Source organism: Streptomyces sp. CNX435 (genome assembly GCF_059570575.1).
The window spans coordinates 47,738-68,469 of sequence record NZ_JCANTA010000029.1; the positions used below are offsets into that span (position 1 = coordinate 47,738).

At 72.5% G+C, this 20,732-nt stretch carries 22 protein-coding genes and 1 pseudogene; 14 read left to right on the forward strand and 9 right to left on the reverse strand.

What is annotated here, in order from left to right:
* Positions 1 to 18: 18 nt before the first annotated feature.
* From T328_RS31905 to T328_RS31925, 5 genes are all read left to right on the forward strand, one after another.
* Positions 19 to 459 carry a CBS domain-containing protein gene (locus tag T328_RS31905; protein WP_496499718.1) on the forward strand — a complete coding sequence of 147 codons (441 nt, stop codon included), beginning with the start codon at positions 19 to 21 and terminating at the stop codon, positions 457 to 459.
* A gap of 155 nt (positions 460 to 614) precedes the next feature.
* The gene (locus tag T328_RS31910; RefSeq protein ID WP_496499719.1) at positions 615 to 1,250 is read left to right on the forward strand and encodes a PadR family transcriptional regulator; all 636 of its coding nucleotides are present in this window, start codon (positions 615 to 617) and stop codon (positions 1,248 to 1,250) included.
* Positions 1,251 to 1,330: 80 nt separating this feature from the next.
* A complete protein-coding gene (locus T328_RS31915; RefSeq protein WP_496499720.1) occupies positions 1,331 to 2,347 on the forward strand; it encodes an ATP-binding cassette domain-containing protein in 1,017 nt (338 codons plus the stop codon).
* Positions 2,344 to 3,201, forward strand: a complete 858-nt coding sequence (locus T328_RS31920; protein WP_496499721.1) for an ABC transporter permease — start codon at positions 2,344 to 2,346, stop codon at positions 3,199 to 3,201. Before T328_RS31915 ends, T328_RS31920 begins: the two co-directional genes overlap by 4 nt.
* A gap of 260 nt (positions 3,202 to 3,461) precedes the next feature.
* Positions 3,462 to 5,120 (forward strand): threonine/serine exporter family protein, encoded by a 1,659-nt coding sequence (locus T328_RS31925; protein WP_496499722.1) that lies wholly within the window; start codon positions 3,462 to 3,464, stop codon positions 5,118 to 5,120.
* Between the two features lie 72 nt (positions 5,121 to 5,192).
* Here T328_RS31925 and T328_RS31930 read toward each other — a convergent pair whose 3' ends face one another.
* A complete protein-coding gene (locus T328_RS31930) occupies positions 5,193 to 5,687 on the reverse strand; it encodes an inorganic diphosphatase (RefSeq protein ID WP_018835994.1) in 495 nt (164 codons plus the stop codon).
* 110 nt (positions 5,688 to 5,797) lie between these two features.
* On the opposite strand from T328_RS31930, the gene dacB reads away from it, so the two are divergent.
* The 3 genes from dacB (at position 5,798) to T328_RS31945 (ending at position 10,365) form a co-directional block, all read left to right on the forward strand.
* Positions 5,798 to 7,324, forward strand: a complete 1,527-nt coding sequence (gene dacB, locus T328_RS31935) for a D-alanyl-D-alanine carboxypeptidase/D-alanyl-D-alanine endopeptidase (RefSeq protein ID WP_496499760.1) — start codon at positions 5,798 to 5,800, stop codon at positions 7,322 to 7,324.
* A 191-nt stretch (positions 7,325 to 7,515) separates the two neighbouring features.
* Positions 7,516 to 8,589, forward strand: coding sequence for a C40 family peptidase (locus T328_RS31940; RefSeq protein WP_496499723.1), 1,074 nt, complete (start codon positions 7,516 to 7,518; stop codon positions 8,587 to 8,589).
* 264 nt (positions 8,590 to 8,853) lie between these two features.
* Positions 8,854 to 10,365: a PP2C family protein-serine/threonine phosphatase gene (locus T328_RS31945; RefSeq protein WP_496499724.1), complete on the forward strand. Its 1,512-nt coding sequence runs from the start codon at positions 8,854 to 8,856 to the stop codon at positions 10,363 to 10,365.
* A gap of 22 nt (positions 10,366 to 10,387) precedes the next feature.
* Here T328_RS31945 and T328_RS31950 read toward each other — a convergent pair whose 3' ends face one another.
* The 3 genes from T328_RS31950 to T328_RS31960 all read right to left on the reverse strand — a co-directional run bounded on the left by T328_RS31950 (position 10,388) and on the right by T328_RS31960 (position 11,955).
* Positions 10,388 to 10,723, reverse strand: coding sequence for a DUF2516 family protein (locus T328_RS31950; RefSeq protein ID WP_496499725.1), 336 nt, complete (start codon positions 10,721 to 10,723; stop codon positions 10,388 to 10,390).
* A 105-nt stretch (positions 10,724 to 10,828) separates the two neighbouring features.
* Entirely contained in the window at positions 10,829 to 11,488 is a 660-nt protein-coding gene (locus tag T328_RS31955; protein ID WP_496499726.1) for a hypothetical protein, read from the reverse strand.
* Entirely contained in the window at positions 11,485 to 11,955 is a 471-nt protein-coding gene (locus T328_RS31960) for a helix-turn-helix domain-containing protein (protein ID WP_496499727.1), read from the reverse strand. Before T328_RS31960 ends, T328_RS31955 begins: the two co-directional genes overlap by 4 nt.
* Positions 11,956 to 12,322: 367 nt before the next feature.
* Here T328_RS31960 and T328_RS31965 point away from each other — a divergent pair, with 367 nt between their 5' ends.
* The 3 genes from T328_RS31965 (at position 12,323) to T328_RS31975 (ending at position 14,586) form a co-directional block, all read left to right on the forward strand.
* Complete coding sequence (locus T328_RS31965; protein WP_496499728.1) at positions 12,323 to 12,619, forward strand: winged helix-turn-helix domain-containing protein; 297 nt, start codon at positions 12,323 to 12,325, stop codon at positions 12,617 to 12,619.
* Positions 12,620 to 12,633: 14 nt separating this feature from the next.
* Positions 12,634 to 13,173 carry an MFS transporter gene (locus T328_RS31970; RefSeq protein WP_496499729.1) on the forward strand — a complete coding sequence of 180 codons (540 nt, stop codon included), beginning with the start codon at positions 12,634 to 12,636 and terminating at the stop codon, positions 13,171 to 13,173.
* A 1,233-nt stretch (positions 13,174 to 14,406) separates the two neighbouring features.
* Positions 14,407 to 14,586, forward strand: coding sequence for a zinc-binding dehydrogenase (locus T328_RS31975; protein ID WP_496499730.1), 180 nt, complete (start codon positions 14,407 to 14,409; stop codon positions 14,584 to 14,586).
* Between the two features lie 229 nt (positions 14,587 to 14,815).
* Here T328_RS31975 and T328_RS31980 read toward each other — a convergent pair whose 3' ends face one another.
* On the reverse strand, positions 14,816 to 15,187 hold the full coding sequence (locus tag T328_RS31980) for a VOC family protein (protein WP_496499731.1): 372 nt from the start codon (positions 15,185 to 15,187) through the stop codon (positions 14,816 to 14,818).
* A 104-nt stretch (positions 15,188 to 15,291) separates the two neighbouring features.
* Between T328_RS31980 and T328_RS31985 the strand changes: the two genes are divergently transcribed.
* Positions 15,292 to 16,362, forward strand: a complete 1,071-nt coding sequence (locus T328_RS31985) for a MerR family transcriptional regulator (RefSeq protein ID WP_496499732.1) — start codon at positions 15,292 to 15,294, stop codon at positions 16,360 to 16,362.
* A gap of 55 nt (positions 16,363 to 16,417) precedes the next feature.
* Here the strand turns inward: T328_RS31985 and T328_RS31990 are convergent, their stop codons facing one another.
* Positions 16,418 to 16,741: a DMT family transporter gene (locus tag T328_RS31990; RefSeq protein ID WP_496499733.1), complete on the reverse strand. Its 324-nt coding sequence runs from the start codon at positions 16,739 to 16,741 to the stop codon at positions 16,418 to 16,420.
* Positions 16,738 to 17,403, reverse strand: coding sequence for an FMN-dependent NADH-azoreductase (locus T328_RS31995; RefSeq protein WP_496499734.1), 666 nt, complete (start codon positions 17,401 to 17,403; stop codon positions 16,738 to 16,740). The genes T328_RS31990 and T328_RS31995 overlap by 4 nt, the downstream gene beginning before the upstream one ends.
* 108 nt (positions 17,404 to 17,511) lie before the next feature.
* Between T328_RS31995 and T328_RS32000 the strand changes: the two genes are divergently transcribed.
* Positions 17,512 to 18,069: a TetR/AcrR family transcriptional regulator gene (locus T328_RS32000; protein WP_496499735.1), complete on the forward strand. Its 558-nt coding sequence runs from the start codon at positions 17,512 to 17,514 to the stop codon at positions 18,067 to 18,069.
* A gap of 42 nt (positions 18,070 to 18,111) precedes the next feature.
* Here the strand turns inward: T328_RS32000 and T328_RS32005 are convergent, their stop codons facing one another.
* The gene (locus tag T328_RS32005; RefSeq protein WP_496499736.1) at positions 18,112 to 19,497 is read right to left on the reverse strand and encodes an MFS transporter; all 1,386 of its coding nucleotides are present in this window, start codon (positions 19,495 to 19,497) and stop codon (positions 18,112 to 18,114) included.
* Between the two features lie 108 nt (positions 19,498 to 19,605).
* Here T328_RS32005 and T328_RS32010 point away from each other — a divergent pair.
* Positions 19,606 to 19,776 (forward strand): annotated as a pseudogene (locus T328_RS32010) (transcriptional regulator); the annotation flags it as partial.
* Positions 19,777 to 19,835: 59 nt separating this feature from the next.
* Here the strand turns inward: T328_RS32010 and T328_RS32015 are convergent.
* Positions 19,836 to 20,699: a GNAT family N-acetyltransferase gene (locus tag T328_RS32015; RefSeq protein WP_496499737.1), complete on the reverse strand. Its 864-nt coding sequence runs from the start codon at positions 20,697 to 20,699 to the stop codon at positions 19,836 to 19,838.
* Positions 20,700 to 20,732: the final 33 nt, after the last annotated feature.

Consider the following 20,732-nt stretch of genomic DNA (forward strand, 5'->3'; position numbering starts at 1 on the left):
TCTCGACAGGAGACCGTGATGTCTGCTCCCACCACCGCGAGGACCGCCCGTGACCTCATGCACGAAGGCGTCGAGTGCATCGACTCGACCGAGTCCGTCGCCACGGCCGCCGCGAAGATGCGCTCCATGGACGTCGGCTGTCTGCCGGTGTGCGGCCAGGACGGCAAGCTCGCCGGCATGATCACCGACCGCGACATCGTCGTGGAGTGCGTCGCCCAGGGCCGGGACATGACGACCTCCATGGCCGGCGAACTGGCCGGCGGGCGTCCGGTCTGGGTCGACGCCGGCGCCCCGGTGGAGGACGTGCTGCAGAAGATGGAGCAGCACCAGGTGCGCCGCCTCCCGGTCATCGAGAACCACCGGCTCGTCGGCATGATCACCGAGGCCGACCTGACCAAGGGCCTGACGGACGAACAGATGGCGACCTTCTGCCGCAGCGTGTACGCCGGCGGCCACTGACCCCCGTACCGCCGCACCGGACCGGCGCAGGGCCGGGCTTCCCGCGCGGGGAGGCCCGGCCCCGCTTCGTGGCGCCGCGCGCGTCCCCTTACGCGCTGCTAGTCAAGGTTGACTAGGCTGGGGTCATAACCTTCCGCGAAAAGCAAGGAGGCCCCTTGTCCGCGACTCGCCTCCTGGTCCTGGGTGCGGTCCGCCGGCACGGCCGGACGCACGGCTACCAGGTCCGGGCCGACCTGGAGTACTGGGGCGCCCACGAGTGGTCCAACGTCAAACCGGGCTCGATCTACCACGCGCTCAAGCAGATGGCCAAGCAGGGCCTGCTGGTCGCCCACGAGGTGGCGCCCAGCACGGCGGGCGGCCCGCCGCGCACCGAGTACGAGATGACGGACGAGGGTGACGCCGCGTACTTCCGGCTGCTGCGCGAGGCGCTGCGCCGCTACGACGAGAAGATCGACATCCTCACCGCGGGCGTCGGCTTCCTCGTCGACCTGCCGCGCGCCGAGGTGGTCGGGCTGCTGAAGGAGCGGCTGGCGGCGATGGAGGAGTGGCGCGCCCAGGTCCTGCGGCACTACTCGCCGCAGGACGGCGAGGACTTCGGGCACATCGGCGAGATCATGCGGCTCTGGCTGCACACCGCCGAGGCCGGCGCCGAGTGGACCCGCGCCCTGATCGGGCGTTTGGAGGGCGGCGCGTACGTGATGGCCGGCGAGGGCGATCCGTGGGCCGGGATGGCGACCAGCCCGGAGGGGCCGGCGGCCCCGGAAGATCCCGTCGCCCCGAACCGCCGCTAATCAAGTTTGACTAATGCCGGGACCGGGGATACCTTCGGATCGGTGGTCAAATTTGACTACCTGAGAAGTGGAGGAGGCGTATGACGGCGATCCTCGCCGAAGGACTGCGCAAGACGTACGGGAAGAAGGGCGCCGCGAAGGCGGCGCTCGCGGGCCTGGACCTCGCGGTCCCCGCGGGCACGGTGCACGCCGTGCTCGGCCCCAACGGCGCGGGCAAGACCACGGCCGTACGGATCCTGGCCACCCTGCTGCGCCCGGACGCCGGCACCGCGCGCGTCGCGGGCCACGACGCCGTAGGGGAGCCGGACGAGGTCCGCTACCGCATCGGGCTGCTCGGGCAGCACGCCGCCGTGGACGAGGTGCTCAGCGGCCGGCAGAACCTGGAGCTGTTCGGCCGGCTCTACCACCTCGGCCGGGGCGGCGCCCGGCGGCAGGCGGCGGCGCTGCTGGAGCGGTTCGGCCTCGACGGCACCGGCGACAAGCCGATCAGCCAGTACAGCGGCGGCATGCGGCGCCGGCTCGACCTGGCCGCGAGCCTCATCATGCGGCCGCAGGTGCTCTTCCTCGACGAGCCGACGACGGGCCTGGACCCCCGCGGCCGTACGGAGGTGTGGCAGGCGGTCCGCTCGCTCGTCGGCGACGGCACCACCGTGCTGCTGACCACCCAGTACCTGGAGGAGGCCGACCAGCTCGCCGACCGGGTCTCGGTCGTCGACCACGGCCGCGTCGTCGCCGAGGGCACGGCCGACGAGCTCAAGGCCCGGCTCGGCGGCGACCGCATCGACGTCGTCGTACGGGACGCGGACCGGCTGCGCGCCGCCGCGGCCGTCATCGGCATGGCCGCCCGCGCCGAGGAGGACGACGTGGAGATCGACGCCGATGCCCGGCGGGTCAGCGCCCCGGTTGCGGACCGCATGGCGGCGCTGGCCGAGACCGTGCGGGGGCTGGGCGCGGCGGGGGTGGCGGCGGAGGACGTGTCGCTGCGCCGGCCCACGCTGGACGAGGTGTTCATGCACCTCACCGGCCGGAAGCAGGAGCAGGGGGACGAGAACGCTGCCGGTGCCGCGCGCGCCGTAGCGGAGGGGAGCGCCGTATGACCGCCACGACTTCCACGACCGCCACCGCCCTCGCCGCCCCGCCGCCGCCCGCCCGCACCGCCTCCGCCCGGCTGAAGTGGGCGGTCATCGACGGGCTGACGATGACCGGGCGCGGCTTCGCGCACTGGGCCCGGCAGCCCGGCCAGGCCGTGGTGAGCCTGGTCTTCCCGGTGATGATGCTGCTGGTGTTCACCTACCTGCTCGGCGGCGGGATGGAGGTGAGCGGCGGCGGCAGCTACCGCGAGTTCCTGGTGCCCGGCATGCTCGCGCTCGCGATGTCCTTCGGGCTGGAGGCCACGATGGTCTCCCTCACCTCCGACCTCGGCAAGGGCGTCGTGGACCGCTTCCGCGCCATGCCGATGGCGCCGTCCGCGGTGCTCGTCGGCCGGGCGCTGACCGACATGGCGGAGTCGGTGCTCGGGCTCGCCGCGATGGCGGGCGCGGGGCTCGCGGTCGGCTGGCGCTGGCACGGTACGTGGGCGGAGGCGCTGGCGGCGTTCGGGCTGCTGCTGCTCCTGCGGTTCGCGATGCTGTGGGCCGGTATCTTCCTGGGTCTGGTGGCGGGCAAGCCGGAGATGGTGCAGGCCGTGCAGATCCTGGTCTGGCCGGTGGCGTTCCTGTCCAGCGCCTTCACCTCGCCGGAGACGATGCCGGGCTGGCTGGGCGCCGTGGCGGAGTGGAACCCGATGTCGGCGACGGCGGGCGCGATCCGCGAGCTGTTCGGCAACCCCGGCTGGACCGGGGACTCGTGGGCGGCGCAGCACCCCGTGCTGCTGGCGGTGGTGTGGCCGCTGGTGCTGCTCGCGGCGTTCTTCCCGCTGGCGGTGCGCCGGTACCGGCGACTGGGGCGCTGAGGCGGCGCGCGGGGGGAGGTGGCGTACGCGCAGGGGGAGGCGGCGTACGGGCGGGGGCGGCGCCCGCGGGCGCGGGCGGGCGGCGCCCTCGACGCGGGTGGCGCCCCCGCCGCGCGCCAGTGGCGCGGCCGTTTGTACGACTTGATCCGATGTGCCGCCGTGCTGCCGCACCCTCCCGACCCCGCGGGGGCGTTCTTCACGCGCCCGACTTATGCTCGCGGGCGTAACCTTTCGGCACGTCCGCGGGGGGTGATGGTCCAGTGGGTCAGGAACCCGAGCCGGATAACGGCGAAGACAAGCCGCAGTCCGACGAGGCGCACAGTGCGTTCACGCCGCCTTTCGGCGTGCCCCTCCCCCCGGCGCCCGAAGACGGGCAGACGACCTCCGAGTTCGCCCGCCCTGCGGGCCTCGACGGGCGCGCCGCGGAGGAGCAGGGCGGCTCCGGCTTCACGCCCCCGCGCGGCGTTCCCGTGGCCGCCGGGACCGCCGGTGCCGCGCCGCCGCCCCCGCCCGCGACCGGCCCGCTGTCCCGGACGACGCCGTGGCAGGACCGGATGCGCGTCATGCTCCGTACGCCCGTGACCGAGCGCCCGACGCCGGAGCGGCTGATGTCGTCCACCGAGGAGACCGCGCTGCCGGTGCCGCGCGTGCTCGACCTCACCCTGCGCATCGGCGAGCTGCTGCTCGCGGGCGGCGAGGGCGCGGAGGACGTCGAGGCCGCGATGTTCGCCATCGCCCGGGCCTTCGGCCTGGACCGCTGCGAGCCGACCGTCACCTTCACCCTGCTGACGGTCACTTACCAGCCGTCCCTGGTCGACGACCCCGTCACGCTCAGCCGCACGGTGCGCCGCCGCGGCACCGACTACACCCGGCTCGCCGCCGTCTACCGCCTCGTCGACGCCATCGTCGACGTGGACGCCGCCGTCAGCCTGGAGGAGGCGTACCGCGGCCTCGCCGAGATCCGCCGCAACCGCCACCCGTACTCCAAGTGGGCCCTCACCCTCGCCAGCGGCGGGCTGTCCGGCGCGGCGGCGACCCTGGTGGGCGGTGGTCCGCTGGTGTTCTGCGCGGCGGCGATCGGCGCGATGCTCGGCGACCGGCTGGCCTGGCTGGCGGCGGGGCGCGGGCTGCCGGAGTTCTACCAGTTCGTGGCCGCCGCGATGGCTCCGGCGGCGGTCGGCGTCGCGCTCAACGTCGCCGAGATCGAGGCCCAGTCCTCCGCCGTCATCACCGGCGGGCTCTTCGCGCTGATCCCCGGGCGCGCTCTGGTCGCCGCCGTCCAGGACGGGCTGACCGGCTACTACATCACCGCCTCCGCCCGCCTGCTGGAGGTGCTCTACCTCGTCGTCGGCATCGTCGTCGGCGTGCTGATCGTGCTCTACGTGGGCGTGCAGCTCGGCGCCGAACTGAACCCGGACACCGCCCTGCACCGGCAGGAGCGGCCGGTGATCTCGCTGCTCGCCGCGATGCTGCTGACGCTGGCGTTCGCGGTGCTGCTGCAGCAGGAGCGTTCCACCGTGATCGCCGTGACCCTCAACGGGGGCGTCGCCTGGCTGATCTTCGCGGTCATCGCCGACCAGGCGAACAAGTCGCCGGTGCTGGCGACCGCGCTCGCCGCCGGCCTCGTCGGGCTCTTCGGCCAGCTCCTCTCGCGCTACCGGTTCATCTCCGCGCTGCCGTACGTCACGGCCGCCATCGGCCCGCTACTGCCGGGCAGCGCCACGTACTTCGGCCTGCTGGGCTTCGCCCAGGACGATCTGGGCCAGGGCGGCCGCTCGCTGCTGACCGCCGCCGCGCTGGCGCTGGCGATCGCGATCGGGGTGAACCTGGGCAGCGAGATGGCCCGCCTCTTTATGAAGCGGCCGGGCGTGGAGACGGCCCCCGCCCGGCGGGGCGCGAAGCGCACCCGCGGGTTCTAGGGGCCGTCTGCGGCGCGTTCGTGCAGTCCTGCATATTCGCGCAGTTCCTACATATACGTGTCGGCGGGGCCGTCAGTGGTGGCCGCCGGCCGCCTCCAGGCGCTTCTTGGACGCCTCGATCTCCGCCTCCGCGTCCTGCCGGCCCACCCAGCTGGCGCCCTCGACGGACTTGCCGGGCTCCAGGTCCTTGTAGACCTCGAAGAAGTGCTGGATCTCCAGCCGGTCGAACTCCGACACGTGGTGGATGTCGCGCAGGTGCTCCACCCGCGGGTCGTGCGCCGGGACGCACAGCACCTTGTCGTCGCCGCCGGCCTCGTCCGTCATGCGGAACATGCCGATCGTGCGGCACGCGATGAGGCATCCGGGGAACGTCGGCTCGTCCAGAAGGACCAGCGCGTCGAGCGGGTCACCGTCTTCGCCGAGCGTGCCTTCGATGAAGCCGTAGTCTGCGGGGTAGCTGGTCGAGGTGAAGAGCCGCCGGTCCAGGCGGATCCGGCCCGTCTCGTGATCGACTTCGTACTTGTTCCGCGAACCCTTCGGGATCTCGATGGTGACGTCGAACTCCACGGGTGGCTCTCCTTCAAGATCAGCATGGTTCAGATGATTAAGTGTCCCCCACGCAGCGGGGTGGTGGCGAAAGGGGCTGGTCCCTGGTGAGGGTCGGGGTCGGGGTCGCGGTGGCACGGCGCAAGGCCGCCCGCTGGGCACGGCACTGGGCCCGGCGGTGGGAAGCACAGCCCCTGCACACCCGTCGTACGGTGCGGTTGGTGGCCGCGTCCGGCGCGCTGGGCGGCGTCCTCGCCGCCGGCGTGATCACCGCAGCGGGGCCCTGGGACTCGGGTCAGCGTACGGCGGAGCGGCAGACCGCCGCGCGGGCCGACGCCGCCGAAGGCCGTACAGGTGACGCGGATCACGGCTCCTCCGACGGCGTACCGGGCAATGGCGCCCCCGGCGACGGCCCCCACGGCACCGCCGCGGGTGCCCCGCGGGTGCTGACCCCGCTCGGCCCGCAGGACGGCACCCGGCCCGCCGGCACACCGCCGACCGGGGCCGGGCTCGCCGAGAAGCTGGCCCCGCTGCTGAAGGACCCCGCGCTGGGCTCGCCGAGCACCGCCGCCGTGTGGGATGTGGCCTCGGGGCGCGAGCTGTACGGCGCGCACGAGAACACCGGCGTCGTCCCCGCCTCCACGGTCAAGCTGGCCACCGCCGCCGCCGCCCTCGCCGCCCTCGGCCCCGACCACCGCATCCCGACCGCGTCCCTCGCCGAGGGCGGGGAGGTCTTCCTCGTCGGCGGCGGCGACCCCACGCTGTCCGAGAAGCGGCTGGCAGGGCTGGCGCGCGACACGGCGCGGGAGTTGAAGAAGGACGGGGTGCGGAAGGCGGCCGTACGGTACGACGCCACCGCGTACGCCGGCGACGTGCTGCACGAGATCGGGCCCAACGAGAACATCGCGCCCGTCACCCCGCTGATGGTCGACGAGGCCCGCCTCGACGACTCCTGGTACGGCCCGGCGCCGCGCGCCACCGAACCGGCGCGGGACGCGGCGGACGCCTTCGCCGGGGCCCTGCGCAAGGCGGGCGTACGGGTCGCGGGCGAGCCGCGCGCCGAGCGGGTGCCGGAGGAGGCGGACGAGCTGGCGACGACGTACTCCGCGCCGCTGGCGGAGCTGACCGAGCGGATGCTGACGTACAGCGACAACGACCTCGGCGAGGCGCTGGCCCGGCAGACGGCCATAGCGGGGGGGCGGAACGCGAGCTTCGCCGGGTCCGGGCGGGCGGTCGCGGGGCAGTTGAAGAAGCTGGGGCTGCCGGTGCGCGGGGCGCGGTTCGCCGACGGCAGCGGCATCAGCCGCGACAACCGGGTCTCGGCGGACCTGCTGGCCCGGCTGCTGGTGACGGCGGCGGACCCGGACCACCCGGAGCTGCGGCCACTGCTGACGGGGCTGCCGGTGGCCGGGTTCAACGGCACGCTGCGGAACCGGTACGGGGACGGGGCCGGCGGCGGCGCGGGGGCGGCGCGGGGCGTGGTGCGGGCGAAGACGGGGACGCTGACCGGGGTCAACTCGCTGGCGGGGACGGTGGTGGACGACGACGGGCGGCTGCTGGCGTTCGCGTTCTTCACGATGGGCGCGACGGACCGCACGGGGGCGGGCGAGGCGCTGGACCGGATGGCGGCGGCGGTGGCGGGCTGCGGCTGCCGCTGAGTGCACGCCGACCGGGCCTGTCGAACCCTCTTGTGTCGCAGGCGTGTTGCAACTCCTCGTCCGGTTATCCACAGGGCTGTGGAGGAGGGCTGCGGGGGTAGCCGCGGGTGTGGCAGCATCCGAGACGTGTGAGCGCCCGGGCTGGCCAGAGCCCGGGGAGTTGCGGGCACGCGAGGGGGAGTGGGAGACGCATGCGCGAAATCGGGGGAGCGCGGGCGGCGGGACCGCGGGCGGCGGGAGCGCGCCGGCGCCGGGGAGTCGCCGTGGCCGTGACCGGGCTGCTGGCGCTGCTCGTGCCGCTGACCGGGCCGTCCGCCGAGGCGGAGCCGAAGCCGACGGTCGAGGAGGTGCACACGCGCGTGGAGCGGCTGTACCGCGAGGCGGAGGCCGCCACGGACGCGTACAACGACGCGGAGGAGAAGGCGAAGAAGCAGCGTAAGGAGGTCGAGCGGCTCGACCGCGAGGTGGCCGCCGCGAGCCGGCGGCTGGCCGGGCTGAAGGACGAGGCGGGCGCGCTGGCCCGGGCGCAGTATCGCGGCGGCGGGGTGCCGATGGAGGCGCAGTTGCTGCTCAGCGACGATCCGGAGGAGTTCGTCGACGACCTGCGGCTGGCCCGCAAGGGGCAGCACGCGCAGCGCCGGCTGATCACCGAAGTGACCGGTACGCAGAAGCGGTTGGACGGCTATGCGAAGGAGGCCGCCGGGACGTACGAGCGGCTGGAGCGCAGCCGCGCGGCCAGGGCCGAGGCGAAGGAGAAGATAGAGGAGCGGCTCGCCGAGGCGAAGGAGCTGGAGAAGAAGCTCAAGGCCGAGGAACGGGAGCGGCTGCGCCGGCTGGAGCGGCAGCGGGCCCGCGAGGCGCAGGCGCGCTGGCTGGACTCCGGGATCCTGGACGAGATCGACGCGGCGGCGACGCCCGCCGGCAAGAAGGCCATCGCCTACGCCACGGACCAGCTCGGCAAGGACTACGTGTGGGGTGCCGAGGGGCCCGACACGTTCGACTGCTCGGGGCTGACGATGCGCGCGTGGGAGGCGGCGGGGGTGCCGATCCCGCGGACCTCGCAGACCCAGTTGGCGGGGCTGCCGCGGATCGACGTGCGCGAGATGCGCCCGGGCGACCTGATCATTTATCACTCTGACGCCAGCCACGTCGGCATATATGTCGGTGACGGCGCGATCGTGCACGCGCCGCGGCCGGGCCGGCAGGTGACCGTGGCCGGCGCGGGGACCATGCCGATCAAGGCGGTTGTGCGCCCCGATGCGTGATCTGCGTCATGTGCGAGACCTGCCGGACCCGGGGCGGGCCGGCCCGGCCTGCCCCTCCCAGCAGGGCAAAGGGCCGGGCGAGCGGTCGTTTTCCGGGCTGCGTCGCCCGTTCCGTACCGGCGGGTGATCACGCTAGGGTCCCTCCCTGGTGGTTTTGCTGCAGGCTGCTCTTCGGATAGGGCTCCGGGCAGCGGGAGCCGCCGCCCACGGCCGCGGGCGCGTTCGCGCCCGGCCGTCACCCTCGGGGGGAGGGAAGGAAGAGCGATGTCCGCAACCGGGCGTTTCCCGGCCCCCGGGCCGCCCGGCGGACCTGACCAGTCCGCCGCAGGCACCGGGGGGACCGACACGCAGGCCGCGACGCGCCGGCGGCACCCGCCGCCGTCGTCCGGGCACGCGCCGTTGCCGGCGCAGCGGTCGGGGTACGCGCCGGCGTCCTCCGGGCAGCCGCACACGCGCCAGCGGGCGGTGGCGGTGCCGGAGCCGCTGACGCTGCTGGTGATAGAGGCGGAGCCGGGCAGCGGGCCCGGCGTCGCGCGGATGCTGGAGCAGGCCGGCGCCGGCCGCCACGGCGAGCGGATCCGGGTGCGTACGGCGCGGAACCTCACCGAGGCGGAGCGGCTGCTCGGCCCCGACGTGCACTGCATCCTGCTGGACCTGAGCGTGACCGGCGCGCCGGTCACCGCCGACGACACCGGCCCCGGCGGCGAGGACGCCGAAGACGACGAGGGCGGCGAGGGCGGCGAGGGCGGCGAGCTGGAGGCGCTGCACGAGGTGCTGGCCATGGCGCCGCTGCACGCCGTGCTGACGCTCACCGACGAGGACGACGTCGAGCTGGCCGCCGAGGCCGTCCGCGTCGGCGCGCAGGACTACCTCTTCCGCGGCGAGCTGGACGGCCGGGTGCTCGGCCGCGCCATCCGGTACGCGGTCGAGCGCAAGCGGGCCGACCTGGCGCAGAGCCGGCTGACGGCCTCGCGGCTGCGGGCGCAGGAGAACGCCCGGCTGGAGCGCGGGCTGCTGCCCACGCCGCTGCTCGCCGGCTCCGGCCTCGGCTTCGCCGCCTGCTACCGCCCCGGCCTGCCGCTGCCCTCCGCGGGCGGCACCCCCACCCGGGCGCTGCTCGGCGGTGACTTCTACGACGCGGTGCGCACCCCGGACGGCGCGGTGCACGCCATGATCGGCGACGTCTGCGGCCACGGCCCGGACGAGGCCGCGCTCGGCGTGGAGCTGCGCATCGCCTGGCGGGCCCTGACGTTCGCGGGCCTGGTCGGCGACGAGCTGCTGGCCACGCTGCAGCAGGTGCTGGAGAACGAGCGCGCCGACGACGAGATATTCGCCACGATGTGCACCGTCGACATCTCCCCCGACGCCCGCCGCGCCGGGCTCTACCTCGCCGGCCACCCGGCGCCCCTGGTCGCCGTCCCGGGCAGCCGCCCGCGGCTGACGCCGCAGGAGCTGGGCGGTCCCGCGCTCGGCCTGCTGCCGCGCGCCCGCTGGCCGCGCCAGCAGGTGGAGCTGGGCGGCGCGTGGAGCCTGATGCTCTACACCGACGGCCTCATCGAGGGCCGTACGGGCCCGGGCCGCGGCCGGCTCGGCCAGGAGGGCATGCTCACGCTGGTCGGCAGCCTGCTGGACCAGGGTCTCGGCGGCGAGGACCTGCTGCACGGCGCGGTCACCGAGGCGCGGGCGCTCAACGGCGGCGACCTGACCGACGACGTGGCGGTGCTGCTGCTGGATCGGTCCCCGGGTCCGTGCGGACCCGGGGACCGGAGGTCGTGATCGTCGTGATCGCCGGCGCGGATCAGCGCCCGTTGAACGGGCCGTAGGGCCCGTCGGAGCTGCTGCCGCCGCCGCTGCGCCGGCCGCCGCCGACCTGCTTGAGCGCGGGCCGCACGTCCACCATGAAGACGATGGCCGCGATCAGCGCGATGATCGGCAGGAACGACATGATCGGGAAGATCACCATCACGGCGAAGCCGATGCCGAGGATGATCAGCCAGAACTGCTTGGTGTTCTTGTCGGCGGCCCGGTACGCGTCCTCGCGGGCAACGGCCGCCAGGACCAGGGCCGCGCCGGCGAACACCGTCAGGGCCAGGCTGAGCAGGGCCAGCAACGAGTTGAAGCCAGAGATGAGCACGCGGTCCACCGCCTATTAGTCCGACTCAGTGGTTCAGGGATCCGGCGCAGACACCGTACCCGGATAACGCCCCGGGCACGCGAAGTGTGCCCGGGGCCCGGAACTTCAGGAGTCCGACTTGGGGGTCTTCTTCGGGGCGGACTTCTTCGCGGAGCCGTTGGCGCTGGTCCGGCCGGTGCCGCGGGCCGTGGTCTTGCGAGGGGTGGTCTTCTTGGCGGCGGGCTTGGCCGTGCGCTCGGCGGCGGGCTTCCCGGCGGCGGGCTCGTCGCGGACGGGGCCCGCGGCCGCGCCGGCGGCGTCCTTGCCGGCGGCGTCCTCGTCCCCGCGCGGCCGGATGATCTCGGTGGTCACCTGAACCGCGTCGGCGGTGTCGCCGCGCCACTCCGCGACCGCACCGCGGCCGCGCTCGGCCAGCTCGTCGTAGGTCTCCCGGGCCTTCACCGCGTACTCGGCGGCCCGGCCCACGCCCTGCAGCGCGAGGTCCTGTGCACTCTCCCGCAGCTTCTTGATGTCGGTGTCCAGCCCGCCGAGCCGCTCGGCGACCTTCGCCTGCGCCTCCTTGGCCTGCTTCGACACCCGCTCCTGCACGTCCCGCGGGTCGGTCTCGCGCACCGCGGACAGCCGCTCCGGCGCCTCGGCCCGCAGCCGCTCCACCAGCGCGGGCACCTCACGCAGCTTCTCCAGCGCCAGGTCGGCGGTGCCGGCGACGGCGTAGAGGGGCGTGGGGTCGCTGAGCGTCTTGCGTACGTCGTCGGTGATGGTCATGGCGTTCTCCTCCGGTTGCTGGCGGGCTTCGCGTCGCCCTCGCCCCGCCCGGTACCCGGCCGCGGGGCGTCCCCGTTCGTCTGTTCCTCCTCCGTGCGCCCGCCCGCGTCGTCGCGCGCGTTCTCCTTGCGGAAGGAGTCGTAGATCTGCAGCAGAACCTGCTTCTGCCGCTCGCTGATCGACGGATCGGTGAGTATCGCGGTGTGCACCGCCATCCCGTCCGCCCCGTCGACCCGCCGCTCGTCGAGGATCCCCGCCTGCACGTACAACGTCTCGGCGGAAATCCGCAGCGCCTTCGCGAGCTGCTGCAGAATCTCGGCGCTGGGCTTGCGCAGCCCGCGCTCGATCTGGCTGAGGTACGGATTCGACACCCCGGCGGCATCGGCCAGCTGCCGCAGGCTGAGCCGCGCACTGCGCCGCTGCTCCCGCAGGAACTCACCGAGGTTGCCGACGTGTATCGAGGCCATGCCCCGATGCTGCCGCAGTCTTGCTAACTATTGCAAGCACCTGCTTGCAAGTGTGCCACACGCCACATATCGCGACACTATCGCGACTGTCACTCGTGACCTGTCTCTCTGAGGCTGAGGCAGTCTCGGTCTGTGCGAGGCATCTGGCAGCGCGCCTCGCTCATCCTCGGGACACCGGAGTCCACCCCCGGGAAGGACACCCACTGGTCGCGCGCTTCGAGGGCCGCCCTGGCTGAGGTCGGCTACTGCGCCGGGGCCGTAGGCGCCGAACGTAAAGCTACTGAAGTAGCTTTCTCGCGGTGCAGTAGCTTGCCGACTCCGCTGTGAAGACACCATGTCCCCCAGCTGAGAGACGGGAGCGCCGCCGATGCCCCGAGAGGCACCGTACCTTGCCGTCGCCGAGGCACTGCGTGCACAGATCCACGCCGGAGAGTGGAAGATCGGGGAGCGTCTGCCCTCCCGAACACGGCTCGCCAAGGAGTACGGAGTAGGGCGCAATGTCACGCAGCGTGCCGTGGACCGCCTGATCATCGATGGAATCCTCGAAGGGCGAGCTGGTTCGGGCACGTACCTGCGCGCGGCCCGTGAGCGACTGCCGATGATCCGTTCCCAACATCACGACCGTCGTGGCCCCCCCTGCGTCCACCGGCGGCGAGCGGGGTGATGTCGACTCCTGGGATGCGCACAGCCAAGAGCGGATTCCCGCCCCCGCGGCGATCGCTGGCCGCCTCGCCATCGCCCGGCGCCAGCCTGATTCTTTCCGGCATGGGCTGCGGCGCCTTGCTGGGCGCACTGTCGGCTTCCCGGATGGCGAAGCGGCTCGGGCAGGGACCGTCCATCTGGCTCGCGCCGCTGCTCACCGCTCCGCTGACAGTCCTGTTGCCGATGTCGCGACCGGGCTGGAGCCTACTTGCGGCGGCTGCCGGACTCTCAGCGCTCTCCCTGGGCGGTGTCGTCCGCCTGGTGGCGCAGTCGAGCCTCCAGCAGGCCCTCACCCCTGACCATCTGCTCGGCCGCATGAGCGCGACGGCCCGATTCGTGTCCACCGCAGGGTTGCCCCTCGGTGGCCTCCTGGGTGGGGTCTCTGGGCCGGCGTACGGGGCTGCGGTCACCTTGTGGATCGGCGCGGCGGGGATGACGCTGAGTTTTCTCCCGGTCTTCCTGTCGCCGCTTCGCACACTACAAAGGCTTCCGGCGCAGCCCGGTCCGCCACCGTAGGTCTGCTGACGGCATGGCAGGGAGGCGGTGCCGGCGGCGAGCTATGGATCGGATAGCAGACAGTGGCGCCTCCAAGGGCCGAGCACGGGCCCGGGGTGGTGCCGTTGCCGTCGCGCACGGCGTTCTACCGGCTGCTGAAGGAGTCAGCTCCGGGCAGCACACGCTGGGCTCGGCCCGCACGCGCCGTGCGCTGGCCAATCAGCCGGACGGCATGTTCGGCCAGCTCACGGCGGCCGCCCGGGCGAGGTGATGGAGATCGACTCGACTCCTCTGGACGTGCTGGTCGTTCACGATGACGGCACGGTGGACACGGTCGAGCTGACCGGCATGGTCGACATCGCCACCCGCACGCTGGCTGGGCACTGACTCCGAACGAGAAGTACGCCCCCCTGGTCGCGGCTGCCGGGCACGTCCCGGGCCCGCTCAGCCCGGACGAGTACATCGAGCTGCTGCCCCGCTGCCGGCGGCGGATCAACTCTTACGGCATCGATGCTGATGGTCAGGGCTCATTGCTCCCGTTGAACCGTTTGCGGCGCGAGTCCGTGGTGCCGTGTTGAAGGAGGACTCTGTTCCGCGCTACTCCCTCTCAGCTGCCGGAGTTATGCAGCAAATTTGGGCAGATTCCGGATACTGCACCTTCACGTCAACGTCGACACGCCGGAAAGGGGCAGCAGCAATGATCGACAAATATGAAACTGCATATGAAACTCCCGTCGAAGCCACGCGAGGAATCCTGTGGGAAGCTATGAAGGAGGAGTCCCGCACTGAAGGCGCCTACCTTCGAGCTGAGAAAAGATATAGAAATCAGCCTATTGTGCTCAGTCAATTTTCACAGCAGCGCCAGGAAGCCTTCGAGGTCAAGGCGGCGTGGACGAAAGCGCACGATTGCGTTGCCGGGTTTAATGAGAATGTAGATCCCGTCCGGACATGGGGGGAGCTGCGGGACGGGAGTCCTGGCGCCGACGCCTTCAAGGAGGCCGTTGAAATGAAGGACACATACGACAAGAAATGGAGAATTCCGCAGACTGAACAGCCGTCCGTCGCACAGCACGCCTGGCAGTCTTCGACTTTTTTGAACCCTCTCAAGTCAGAGCAACCGCGCCGGTATGGGAGTTCTGAAACGAGTCCACGAGGGCAGCCCATAGGGCCAGAGCGAAGCCCCAGTCCTCGGAAAAGATGAGCGTTTCTCATAGGTGCCACGCAGGCCCACCAGGGCCGCCGCGGGTACGGGTGATGATGGCACGCTCGCGGCGAGCCGAGCTCACCACGCTTGCCGAGTACGTCGACCGGGCGGCCATCCGGCCGATCGTCGAGGAGACCTATCCGCTGGAAGGCATTGGCCAGGCCCACAAGCTGACCGCGACCGGGCACGCACGAGGCAAACGAGTGATCACTCTGCTGCCCGGTCCGTGACCATGACGCTTCGATAGCGATCGCCTCGTCGGGGAAGCACCTTGCCTCACGTTGGCCGAGCCGCACGAGGCGACCCAGGCGCCCTGCATCGACTCATCCGAGAAAAGACACCGCTGCCCGGGTTGAGCGAGACAGACGGACTCCAGCGCCTCGCTCCCCTCTGGACCACCGCAGGCCACGGCCCTGTCGTGGTTCATCTTCAGCGAGACGGATCAGCGACTGTCGCTCGTCAGCCTTTGACGATGCAGAAGGGATGCCCGGCCGGATCGGTGAGGACCCGCCACCTCTCCTCACGGGGCTGGTCGTCCGGCTTGCCCGCCCCCAGCTCCAGCAGCCGGGCCTCCGCCTCGTCCAGCTCCTCCTCGACCGTGAAGCAGAGGTGAAGCTGCTGGGGAACGGTCTGGGAGGGCCAGGTCGGAGCCCGGTAGTCGTCGACCCGCTGAAACCCGAGGAGGAGTCCGTCCGCACGGTTGAGACCCGCGAAGTCGGCGTGCGACCCCGGGTGGGGTTCGAGTCCGGTGGCCTGCTGGTAGAACGCGGCCAGAGCCGGCGGGTCGGGGCAGTCGAGTGTGATCGCGCTCAACTTCATCCGCAGGGGCATGTGAAGAGCCTAGAGGCGGCTGCGGAGACTCGGTTGACCTTCACCCTGGGGGAAGCCGCAGCATCGGTGGGGCCGGGCGACCGCCCGGTATGAGGAGGGACGGCATGGGCTTGCTGACCATCGGGGCCTTTGCGAAGGCGTCGCGGCTGTCGCCCAAGGCGTTGCGGCTCTACGACGAGCTCGGACTGCTGGTGCCCGCCCGCGTCGATCCGGTGACCGGCTATCGCCTCTACGCGCCGGAGCAGTTGGAGCGGGCCCGGCTGGTCGCCTGGCTGCGGCGGCTCGGGATGCCGCTGGCCCGTATCCGGCGCGTCTGCGCGCTGGACGCCGGGCCGGCCGCGGAGGAGATCCGGGCGTTCTGGGCGCAGGTCGAGGCCGACACCGCCGCGCGGCGGGACCTGGCCGCCTTCCTCGTCGACCACCTGTCCTGGAAGGAATCCGCCATGCCCCTGGGAATCCGTTACGCCGCCCTGTCCGACACCGGCCTCGTCCGCGAAAGCAACCAGGACACCGCCTACGCGGGGGACCGGCTCCTCGCCGTCGCCGACGGCTACGGGGGGCAGGGAGCCCCCGCCAGCGCCGCCGCCGTCGACGCGCTCAAGCGCCTGGAGACCGACGGCATCCCGGCGGGCGATCTCCTCAACGTCCTGGAGGACGCGATCGACCAGGCCACCCGGGCCGTACGCGGAGTCGCCGCGACCGGCGCCCCGCCCGAAGACGCCGGGACCACGCTCACCGCCATGCTCTGGACCGGCTCGCAACTCGCCCTCGTCCACATCGGCGACTCCCGCGCTTACCTGCTGCGCGACGGGGAGCTGTTCCAGATCACCCACGACCACACCGTGGTGCAGTCGATGATCGACGAAGGACGCCTCAGCGAAGAAGAAGCCGCCTCCCACCCCCAGCGGTCCCTGCTGATACGGGCCCTGGGCCGGGGCGCCGACGCCACCGCGGACATGCGGCTGCACGACGCCCGGCGCGGCGACCGGTACCTGCTCTGCTCCGACGGCCTCTCGGCCGTCGCGCCGAGTGAAGAGATCCACCGGGTGCTCTCCGGGACCGTGGAGCCTTGGCAGACGGTCCACGCACTCGTCGCCCTCGCCAACGGCTCCGGCGGCCCCGACAACGTCAGTTGCGTGGTCGCCGACGTCGTGGAGCGCCAGGAGTTGGAATGATCGGGATGCACGTCGAGTTGCACCGGATCCGCGTGGGCCCGCGGGCCGCCGGCCGTCAGGTGTCCGGGGTGGTCACGCGGGCCAGGGCCACGCCGCCGACGATCAGGGCGAGTGCGGCGACGCGCCCCGCCGTTACGGGGTCTTTGTGGACGACGATGCCCAGGGTGACGGCGCCGATGGCGCCGATGCCGGTGAAGGCCGCGTACGCCGTGCCGACCGGTAGCCCCGCCATCGCCAGCGAAAGCAGGTAGACCGCGACGGCGGCGAGCGCGAAGCAGATCAGCGTCGGCAGCGGGCGGGTGAAGCCGGCCGTGGGCTTGATGCTCTGCGACCAGGCGACCTCGACCAGGCCCGCGACGATGAGCAGCAGCCAGCTCACCGCGTTCCGCCGATCGTCCGGGCCGCCGCCAGCGCGGCCGCGCGGGACGCCTCGTGCGCCTCGCGGCGATCGGCGAGGGCGGGATCGACGCGGGAGTTGACCAGCTCGGTGCCGAGGAAGGTCATCGCCTCGTCCGGGACGGCGAAGTGCCCGGCGAAGAAGTCGCGCAGGTAGCGCTCCTGGTGGTCGTACGGGTGGCGCGGGGTGCCGGGCCCGTACGCCCCACCCCGCGCGTACGCCACGACGAAGCTCCGCGGGGCCAGCGACATCTTCGGGAACGTCACCTGGTCGATCCATGCCTTGAGCGACGCGGGGACGGAGAAGTTGTACATCGGCGCGGCGATCAGGACCGTGTCGGCGGCGACGAGTTCGGTCAGGAGCGGCTCGGTGATCGCCCAGGCCGCGGCCTGGGCCGGGGTGCGCACCGCCTCCGCGTACCGGCCGATGTCGGTGATCCGGTGTTCCAGGACGTAGTCGCACAGCTCGGTCCACGCCTCGCCTATCTGGGGGACCGGGGTGAGCGCGAGATCGCGGTGGACGTACGTGCCGTCGGGGTGGGCCCGCCGCCAGGTTTCGGCGACGGCGTCGCCGATCTCCCGGCTGAAGGAGCGGCGGCGGGCGCTGGCGTCGAGGTGCAGCAGCGTCTGAGCGGGGGTCGGCATGGAGGGATCTCCTGGGTAGTTAACCGGACGCGGTGTCCGGTTGGAGTTCGACTCTATCAACCGGACGCCATGTCCGGTTATTCCGGAGGCTGACGTAGGCTGTCTGCCGTGTCGACGACGGAACGTGCGGACGCGGCCCGCAACCGGGCCAAGGTGCTCTCCGCCGCGGCCCGGCTGTTCGCCGCCGGGGATCCGCGCGCGGTGACGATGGAGGACATCGCCCGCGCCGCCGGCGTCGGCCGGGGCACGCTCTACCGCCGCTACCCGAACGTGGCGTCCATCGCGGCTGCGTTGCTCGACGCACACGAACGGCAGCTTCAAGGCGAGCTGCTGCGCGGCGACCCGCCGCTCGGCCCCGGCGCGCCGCCGCCCGAGCGGCTCGCCGCCTTTTTCGCCGCCATGGTCGATCTGCTGGACCGCCACAGCCATCTCGTCCTGGGGGCCGAGGCGGGCGCGCAACGCTTCGCCGTCGGCGCGTACGGCTTCTGGCGTGCTCACGTCGTGGCGCTCCTCCGCGAGGCCGGCACCCCCGACCCCGCCGCCCTCGCGGACACGCTGCTCGCGCCGCTCGCTCCCGAGGTCTACCTCCACCAGCGGGACCAGGGGGTGACCAACGACCGGCTCAAGGCCGCGCTCACCCGGCTCGCACAGGTGGCCACGGCCTGATCACGCGGATCAGGAATCCACGGCTGTGTCCGGTCGGGTTGGTCACCGACGGGGCAGGAAGGCGGCGGGCAGCGCAGCCAGGAGTACGAGTCCGGCCACGCCGGTGTTGGTGACGGAAGCGGCGGTCGCGACGGATTCGGCGGAGAGGGAGACGAATACGGCTCCCAGACCGGCGACCCCGGCGACCTGGCCGAGTTGGGTCACCGTGGACATCACGCCGCTCGCGTTCGCCGAGTCCTCCGGTGCCACATGGGTCAGTGCCGCGTTGAGCGCGGGGCTGAAGGCCAGCCCCATGCCGACACCGGACGCCAGGCCGGCGGCCTGATAGAGAACGCCGGGAGATCCCAGCTCCGCGGTGAGGGCGGCCACGGCGAGATATCCCAGAGCCGAAAGGGCCAGTCCTGTGGGGACCATGCGGTGATGGAGCCGGGTAGGGACACGCCGCCAGTTCAGGCTGGCCGTACCGAAGCCCACCGAGGCCGGCACAAACGCCAGGCTCGATTGAAGCGTGGACAGGCCGAGGCCGTCCTGCAGGTACAACGCCATGGTGAACAGGAACCCGGCGTAGCCGGCCATCATGGCGAAGATCGAGGCGGCGGCAAGCGTCAGTCCCGGAGCACGCAGCACCCGCCCGGGGATCAGGGGTGCGGACGCACGACGCTGGGTGCGGACGAAGGCGGCGAGGCAGACGGCACTGCCGGCGAGCATCGCCCAGCCCCAGACCGGCCAGCCCAGTTCGGGCCCGAGTACCAGCGGTGTCACCAGCAGGAACACAACGGGCGACAGCGTCAGCAGGCCGGGAAGGTCAAGGCTGGTGGCCGCGTCGGGCCGGTCGGTCGGCAGCAGTCGTGCGCCCGCCGCCATCAGCACGAGGCCGATGGGCACGTTGACCAGGAAGATCGGACGCCAACCGGTGCCCGCGACATCGGCGCTCGTCAGGATCCCGCCGAGGACAAGACCTGCGACCGCGGCCCCGGAGAGAACGGTGGAGTACACGCTGAAGGCCCTGGCGCGGGCGGCGCCCCGCCGGGTGAGCTGAATCAGGCTGAGCACCTGCGGCACCAGCAACGCCGCGCCCACCCCCTGGAACAGGCGGAAGGTGATGAGCTGGGCGGTCGTGGCGGCCAGCCCGCAGGCGAGCGACGCGACGGTGAACAGTGCGAGCCCGGCCAGGAACAGGCGCCGGTGCCCGAATCTACGGCCCAGCCGTGCTCCGGTGATGAGCAGCACGGCGTACACGATCGTGCAGCCGACCACCACGAGCTGGAGCGCGGCGCCCGAGCTTCCCAGGTCGGTGCCGATGGCTGGAACGGCGACCGTCACGATGGTGGCGTCCAGGATCGCCATGAACTGGCCGAAGAGGAGGACAGCGAGTAGCCGCCCGCTCGGGTTCTGTGCGATCGGGGAGGGTTCGGTGGAGAGGGTCATGGAGACCGAGCGTGGGCGCGACCGGAAGCCGGCGGCAGGGCGCGTACATGCTGGTGGTGAAAGTACCTGGCACCAGGAGGGGGCACCGCTCACCATGGGAACGTGTCATTGAACAGCGTCACGGCACAGCGCCGCAGCGAACTGGCGATGTTCCTGCGCAGCCGGCGTGAACGCCTCGCCCCCGAAGACGTCGGCCTGCCACCGGGGATACGGCGGCGCACCCCCGGCCTCCGACGCGAGGAGGTGGCCCTGCTCGCCGGGGTGGGGGTGACCTGGTACATCCCGGACCATCCCTGAATCTCACGTGAGCCCTTCGGGCCAGGGCAGGCGGCCTTCGGCTACGCGAACGTGTACGTCGTCCAGTCGGCGAACACGTCGTAGCCGAGGCGCTGGTAGAGCGCATTGCTCGTGGGGTTGGCCGCGTTGGTGAAGAGGACCGCCTCCGTCGCGCCCGCGGCGAGCGCCGCGCGGGTCACCGCCGCCGTCACGGCGGCGGCGTAGCCGTGGCCCCGGTGGGCGGGCGGGGTGTAGACCGGGTCGACCTGGGCCAGGCCGGCGACCGTCGGGTTGACGCCGGCCATGGAGACGGGCGTGCCGTCCGGGGTCTCCCAGAAGGTGTAGTGCTTGTCGGCGTAGCGGGTCGTGGGCCAGGTGGCGGCGTCGACGGTGACGTCCTCGCCGACGTCGGCCGCGAAGCCGCGGACGAACTCCATGAGTTGCTCCCGGCTCGCCTCGTCCTCGCCCCCCGCCCGTGCCCGTCCCGCGGGCGCGGGGTCCGGCGGCGTGAGCGTACCGAGGCGGCGCAGGCGGAGCCGTACGGCGGGCGTCGGTGCCGCGCCCGTGTGGCGCTGCCAGGCCGCCGCGAAGGCGGCGGTGGTGTCGTGGTCGCCGCCGACGGACGGGAGGGTGTGCCCGAGGGCCGCCAGGTGCGCGGCGAGGGAGTCGGCCTGTCCGGCGGTGAGCGGGGTGAGGCCGAGGCTGCGGCCCGGCAGCCGGTGGCAGGCGCCCAGGACCGGCCCCGCCGGCGCCAGCCGGCCCAGCAGCGGGCGCCCGCCGCCGTACGGGCCCGTCCCGCGCGCTTGCAGCCGTGCCGCCCAGGTCAGCGCCATGATGTGCGGTACGGGCCGGGCCCGCAGGAACTCTCCGGCTTCGGCCAGGAACTCGTCGACGTCGTCCGTGAGGTGCCAGCCGTCCGCGCGCATGCCTCATGATCCCCCGTCGCGGCGGCCCTGCGT

Bases quoted from the DNA above. Each gene is read 5' to 3' on its own strand.
- T328_RS31905 (WP_496499718.1), top strand. From the start codon at position 19: ATGTCTGCTCCCACCACCGCGAGGACCGCCCGTGACCTCATGCACGAA.
- T328_RS31915 (WP_496499720.1), top strand. From the start codon at position 1,331: ATGACGGCGATCCTCGCCGAAGGACTGCGCAAGACGTACGGGAAGAAG.
- T328_RS31920 (WP_496499721.1), top strand. From the start codon at position 2,344: ATGACCGCCACGACTTCCACGACCGCCACCGCCCTCGCCGCCCCGCCG.
- T328_RS31940 (WP_496499723.1), top strand. From the start codon at position 7,516: ATGCGCGAAATCGGGGGAGCGCGGGCGGCGGGACCGCGGGCGGCGGGA.
- T328_RS31945 (WP_496499724.1), top strand. From the start codon at position 8,854: ATGTCCGCAACCGGGCGTTTCCCGGCCCCCGGGCCGCCCGGCGGACCT.
- T328_RS31955 (WP_496499726.1), bottom strand. From the start codon at position 11,488: ATGACCATCACCGACGACGTACGCAAGACGCTCAGCGACCCCACGCCC.
- T328_RS31960 (WP_496499727.1), bottom strand. From the start codon at position 11,955: ATGGCCTCGATACACGTCGGCAACCTCGGTGAGTTCCTGCGGGAGCAG.
- T328_RS31965 (WP_496499728.1), top strand. From the start codon at position 12,323: ATGCCCCGAGAGGCACCGTACCTTGCCGTCGCCGAGGCACTGCGTGCA.
- T328_RS31970 (WP_496499729.1), top strand. From the start codon at position 12,634: ATGCGCACAGCCAAGAGCGGATTCCCGCCCCCGCGGCGATCGCTGGCC.
- T328_RS31975 (WP_496499730.1), top strand. From the start codon at position 14,407: ATGATGGCACGCTCGCGGCGAGCCGAGCTCACCACGCTTGCCGAGTAC.
- T328_RS31980 (WP_496499731.1), bottom strand. From the start codon at position 15,187: ATGCCCCTGCGGATGAAGTTGAGCGCGATCACACTCGACTGCCCCGAC.
- T328_RS31985 (WP_496499732.1), top strand. From the start codon at position 15,292: ATGGGCTTGCTGACCATCGGGGCCTTTGCGAAGGCGTCGCGGCTGTCG.
- T328_RS31995 (WP_496499734.1), bottom strand. From the start codon at position 17,403: ATGCCGACCCCCGCTCAGACGCTGCTGCACCTCGACGCCAGCGCCCGC.
- T328_RS32005 (WP_496499736.1), bottom strand. From the start codon at position 19,497: ATGACCCTCTCCACCGAACCCTCCCCGATCGCACAGAACCCGAGCGGG.
- T328_RS32015 (WP_496499737.1), bottom strand. From the start codon at position 20,699: ATGCGCGCGGACGGCTGGCACCTCACGGACGACGTCGACGAGTTCCTG.